Origin of the sequence: Mycobacterium sp., assembly GCF_050701675.1 — a bacterium.
Classification (GTDB): domain Bacteria; phylum Actinomycetota; class Actinomycetes; order Mycobacteriales; family Mycobacteriaceae; genus Mycobacterium.
In genome coordinates this window covers 1-3,333 of the sequence record NZ_JBOGDD010000102.1, presented here as the reverse complement: position 1 = coordinate 3,333, position 3,333 = coordinate 1, and the positions used below count along the sequence as shown (strand labels likewise).

Genomic DNA, 3,333 nt, shown 5'->3' with positions numbered 1-3,333 from the left:
ACCGGCAACGAGCGAAACAGTTTACGCACCAACGCGTTCCGAATATTGAAGACCACGAATACGCGATGAAGGTGAGCGTGCTCAGGGGCACTAATTTGCCAAGTAAACTTGCGGCCGGGCCTGTCAGAGATCGCTCGAACGGTGCCCGTGTGTTCGGGTCAAACGGGCAGTGCGAGCGCTGAGGCAAGTATGAGAACAAGCACCGAGATCCCCAGCAGGTGCACCTCGCGGCGGGGCGTGATTCGTTGTGGGAGTGGACGGCGGCCAAGCATCCGTTGACGTCGTATGCCTATCAGATAAGTGGATAGCGCGATGGTGGCAGCGAGGCCAACCGCGAGCAGCCGGAACGATCCGTTGTAACCGTGAAATGCCCTCAGCATTAGTAGTACGCCATTGGCCAGAACTCCGAACGAGGTGCGAGTCCAGGCCAGTGCGGTTCGTTCCGCCTGTAGCCCGTCATCGTGCCGGTTGCGAGGTCCGAGGTTAGTCAACCGGTGACCGCCTTGCTGATCACCAATCCCGAGGTGAGGAACCCGACAACGATGAGGCCCACTGCGAGACACACAGACATGGGGTGCCGCGGCAAGGGCATGCCGCTGCGGATGGCGCGATCAACCTGCTCCCATCGGCGCAGACCCACGCCAGCGGTGAGGGTTGCGAGCACCGCGAGCAACACCCCGAGGACGTGGCGCGCCCCGGGAATCGGCAGTTCAGGGACGAGTTGGACCACCGCCACCGCTGCGGCCAGCAGACCAAGCGCGGTGCGCTCCCAGGCCAGGAAGGTCCGCTCGTTAGCGAGGGTGAACCGATAGTCGGGCTCGAACTCCGGTGCGCTGTCGCGGCCGCGCTCGCTGGTCGTGTTGTCGTTGTCACCTGGCACTGGACACCTTGGTCACCGCACGCCGTTTGGCGGCAACACGCGGAGTGGGCGGCCAGGTTGAGACCGTCAGTTCCACGTGGGCCCAGGTGTTGTTGCCGTATCCCCGCGGATTCCATAGCGGAGCAGGCGATTCCGGCTGTGTGACGCCGGTGTCGTCCCAGGCCCGGGCGGTCAGACTCAATGGTCCCGGGTGGGCCTCCACGTTCAGCGACCACAGCCGCCATGTCCACCGGTTGGTCGCGGCTTGCAGGTCGGCTTGACGCCACGTGTTGCCCCCGTCGAGCGACACGTCGACGCGGCCGATACCGCGACCGTCGCCGGCCAGCGCCCACCCGCGGATGGTCAGCGGGCCGGCAGGAATCTCAGCGCCGTCGTCGGGGACCAGGATGTCGCAGTTGAGCGGCAGCGACGACAACGAAATGCCTTCGCCCGGCGCTGCCGTGTCGGGGTCGGTTTCGGGCGGAAGGATGCGATAGTCGCTGGCTTGGAAGTAGTTCTCCGACGGGACTGGTTGCACCCTGATGGCGGTCACCCACTTGACGCTGCGAGCCCCGACGTAGCCCGGCACCACCACCCGCACCGGGCCACCGTGGACGCGCGGCAGCGGTTCGGAATTCATCTCCCAGGCCAGCAGCACTTCCTCGGACATGGCCTTGCTCAACGGGATGGAGCTGCCGTAGGACTGCACGGGGACGGCCTCCGGCGCCACGTCGGGTGCGTTGAACGCCACGTGCAAGCCGTCATCATGGTGCACTCCCGCCGCGTCGAGGACGTCTGCCAGCCTGGCTCCACGCCATTCGGCGGTCGAGATAGCCCCGTGGGCCCAGGGATCCTTGCCTGGTATCGGCCGCACCGCCAGCAGTTCCGCTCGCCGGTTACCGGCGCATGCCAAGGTCGCTACCACCGAGTGGGCGCTGAACCCGCTGGTCAGTTGGTCGTACGTCACGGTGCGCGGGGTGTCGACCATGCCGTCAACCTGCAGGCGCCATTGCTCGGGCGCGATGTCGGGAAACGGACCGTGATTGCGGCTGTAAAAGGTATCCATCGCGGTGATCTCACTACCGGCCAACGCCGCGGCCGGCGGCTCTGCGTTGAACGGCAACCGGCCGCGCACGATCATGTCGGGACGCTTACCCCACATCAGATTCCCCTCTGGACAGCATCTAGCTCATCTGTGAACGTCTTCATGTTGGGCGTCTCCTTGGTCGGGTGGTCCTGTCGCCGATGGTTCGCTGCCCGAGGAGCCGTTGGTAGAGGGATTGTTATTGTGACGTCACAAGGTAGCCTTGTGGCCGCGAAGCGGCATTACAGTATTTGCGCTCGAGAGCTTCGACGCTGCCGCTACGCTCGCCCGGTTACATCTGGGGTCGCTTTGCGACCTCACAAAGCGGCGTTGTGTGTCTGGATACTATGGACTGATGTCGCTGAGTGCGCGAATGCCCGACCTTGCTGCGCTGGAGGTCCTACTGGCGATCGCGCGGACCGGAAGTCTGAGCGCCGCGGGCCGGGAAATCGGGTTGACTCAGCAGGCGGTGTCGGCGCGAGTCACCTCGATGGAAGCACAGACCGGGGTCAGGTTGGTTATTCGCACAAAGCGTGGCTCAACACTAACGCCGGCCGGGGGGGTCGCCGCGGAATGGTCAGATCGACTGCTTGAGGTGGCCCACCAAGTCGACGCCGGGCTCGCCACGCTGCGTGCCGACAGCCGAAATCGGGTGAGGGTGAGTGCCAGCCTGACGATCGCCGAGCAGTTGTTGCCGCGCTGGTTGGTCACGATGCAGGCCGCTGCCGCGCGACGCGGTACAACCGCGCCCGAAGTGATCCTCACCGCGACCAACAGCGACCACGTCTTGAGGGCGGTGCGCGACAACGATGCCGACTTGGGATTCGTCGAAAGTCCCGGAATACCGCGCGGAGTGCGCAGCCGCGTGGTGGCCCACGACGAATTGGTTGTCATCGTGCCAGCGGGCCACAAGTGGGCACGGCGATCAGCTCCGATCACCGCTGCCGAACTGAACCACACACCGCTCGTCACTCGCGAACTCGGCTCGGGTACAAGGGATTTTCTCTCGACAGCACTAAAAGAGGCACTCGACGCGGAGCAGGGTCAGGTCCCACCGGTCCTCGAGCTGTCGACAGCGGCGGCAGTTCGCGCCGCCGTGCTGGCGGGGGCGGGCCCGGCAGTGATGAGCAAACTCGCCGTAGAAGACGACTTCGTCCTGGGCCGACTACGCGCAGTAGCCGTGGCCGATCTGGACCTGCACCGCACATTGCGCGCTGTCTGGGTGGGTGCGCGGACACCACCCGCCGGCGCGATACGGGATCTGCTCAGCCACATCGCGACAGCGAACAGACCCGACCACACCGGCAGGCCCGCTCGCTGAGGACGTCAGCATAGTCGACGACCCTTCCGCTGCCGACGCTGCCAGAATCGAACGCACACCGGTGAAGGG

The 3,333-nt window shown here is 65.2% G+C and carries 4 protein-coding genes; 1 reads left to right on the top strand and 3 read right to left on the bottom strand.

Annotation, left to right across the window (positions count from 1 at the left end; genetic code table 11):
• Positions 1 to 158: 158 nt before the first annotated feature.
• Genes ACRDUX_RS03265 through ACRDUX_RS03255 form a run of 3 tightly spaced genes read right to left on the bottom strand, consistent with a single transcriptional unit; the run spans position 159 to position 2,021 of the window.
• Complete coding sequence (locus ACRDUX_RS03265) at positions 159 to 491, bottom strand: DUF202 domain-containing protein (protein ID WP_526410977.1); 333 nt, start codon at positions 489 to 491, stop codon at positions 159 to 161.
• The gene (locus ACRDUX_RS03260) at positions 488 to 880 is read right to left on the bottom strand and encodes a DUF202 domain-containing protein (RefSeq protein WP_526410975.1); all 393 of its coding nucleotides are present in this window, start codon (positions 878 to 880) and stop codon (positions 488 to 490) included. The genes ACRDUX_RS03265 and ACRDUX_RS03260 overlap by 4 nt, the downstream gene beginning before the upstream one ends.
• Positions 870 to 2,021, bottom strand: coding sequence for a sulfite oxidase (locus tag ACRDUX_RS03255; protein WP_526410973.1), 1,152 nt, complete (start codon positions 2,019 to 2,021; stop codon positions 870 to 872). The genes ACRDUX_RS03260 and ACRDUX_RS03255 overlap by 11 nt, the downstream gene beginning before the upstream one ends.
• 277 nt (positions 2,022 to 2,298) lie before the next feature.
• On the opposite strand from ACRDUX_RS03255, the gene ACRDUX_RS03250 reads away from it, so the two are divergent.
• Entirely contained in the window at positions 2,299 to 3,264 is a 966-nt protein-coding gene (locus ACRDUX_RS03250) for a LysR substrate-binding domain-containing protein (protein ID WP_526410971.1), read from the top strand.
• Positions 3,265 to 3,333: the final 69 nt, after the last annotated feature.

Coding starts and splice junctions, on each gene's coding strand:
- ACRDUX_RS03255 (WP_526410973.1), bottom strand. CDS start 2,021: ATGTGGGGTAAGCGTCCCGACATGATCGTGCGCGGCCGGTTGCCGTTC.
- ACRDUX_RS03250 (WP_526410971.1), top strand. CDS start 2,299: ATGTCGCTGAGTGCGCGAATGCCCGACCTTGCTGCGCTGGAGGTCCTA.